Source organism: Psychromonas antarctica (genome assembly GCF_022267535.1).
GTDB lineage: Bacteria > Pseudomonadota > Gammaproteobacteria > Enterobacterales > Psychromonadaceae > Psychromonas > Psychromonas antarctica.
On record NZ_JAHNZV010000245.1, the window covers coordinates 1 to 1310 of the forward strand.

General features: G+C 41.1%; 2 tRNA genes and 2 rRNA genes. All 4 read left to right on the top strand.

From position 1 onward, the window contains the following. A 16S ribosomal RNA gene (locus KSO91_RS17280) occupies positions 1 to 119 on the top strand; the annotation flags it as partial. A 113-nt stretch (positions 120 to 232) separates the two neighbouring features. Continuing rightward, positions 233 to 309 (top strand) — tRNA-Ile (locus KSO91_RS17285). A 229-nt stretch (positions 310 to 538) separates the two neighbouring features. Beyond that, a tRNA-Ala gene (locus KSO91_RS17290) sits at positions 539 to 614 on the top strand. Positions 615 to 1204: 590 nt separating this feature from the next. Beyond that, positions 1205 to 1310, top strand: a 23S ribosomal RNA gene (locus KSO91_RS17295); the annotation flags it as partial.

Consider the following 1310-nt stretch of genomic DNA (forward strand, 5'->3'; position numbering starts at 1 on the left):
GCACCAGAAGTCATTAGCTTAACCTTTCGGGGATGGCGATGACCACGGTGTGGTTCATGACTGGGGTGAAGTCGTAACAAGGTAGCCCTAGGGGAACCTGGGGCTGGATCACCTCCTTACGTAAAGAAACACATCCTTTGTACTTAGGTACACTGGCGCAAGTAACGTTGAGTGTTCACACAGATTGTTTGATTAGAAGTAATAGAGTCGTATAGAATCTACACCCAGACTTGGGTCTGTAGCTCAGTTGGTTAGAGCGCACCCCTGATAAGGGTGAGGTCGGCAGTTCAAATCTGCCCAGACCCACCAAGTCATTGCTTAGCTCAGTTGGTTAGAGCGCACCCCTAATAAGGTAAAAAGCGGGTGAGGTCGTTTGGTTGATTTCAAATCTGCCCAGACCCACCAAGTCATTGCTTAGCTCAGTTGGTTAGAGCGCACCCCTAATAAGGTAAAAAGCGGGTGAGGTCGTTTGGTTGATTTCAAATCTGCCCAGACCCACCAAATCATACTGAGTGATATTCTATACAATAACCATGTTGGGGCTATAGCTCAGCTGGGAGAGCGCCTGCCTTGCACGCAGGAGGTCTGCGGTTCGATCCCGCATAGCTCCACCACTTATTCTTTTTTGATTAAGTGTTCTAACATGAACCTCTTTCTAGAGGAAAGGCCTAAGTTAAGTTTTTTAAAATTTAACTTAGGCTTTTTTTAACGAAAAAGTCTGCTCTTTAACAATTAGGAAAGCTGATAAAGTTCTTATTTATCACATGACAATTAACTTATTCGTAAGTTAATAAGTGTGATAAATAGAAACGAAAAGTTCATTTTTCACGTAGTGAAATGTGAACAGTTCTCGTTTATCAACACTCAGGTGTTGGTAAATGAATCAAGCAAAAATAAATATTATTCAAACTGATACTTTGGATAATGTACGTATCTACTCAGTTAGTTTCGATTAACTGATAGGTGCACGAAAAACGTTTAGCAAAACATCTTTTTGTTTTGCACCACGTACTGTTTGACGAAGTCAAATAGAGTGGGAGTTTTTCATATGTAAAATATGAGAAATCGCAAGCGTCTTGGAAACGAAAAAATACAGATTTATTAAGTTCTAACACGATTTAGGTGACACTCGGACATTGACAAAAAGACGTCAATCTCCTGTTGTACACCTAAAAAGTAAAAAGACACTTTTTAGGTGTTGTATGGTTAAGTGAATAAGCGTGCACGGTGGATGCCTAGGCAATTAGAGGCGATGAAGGACGTGGTAATCTGCGATAAGTCCAGGGGAGTTGATAACAAGCGTTATATCC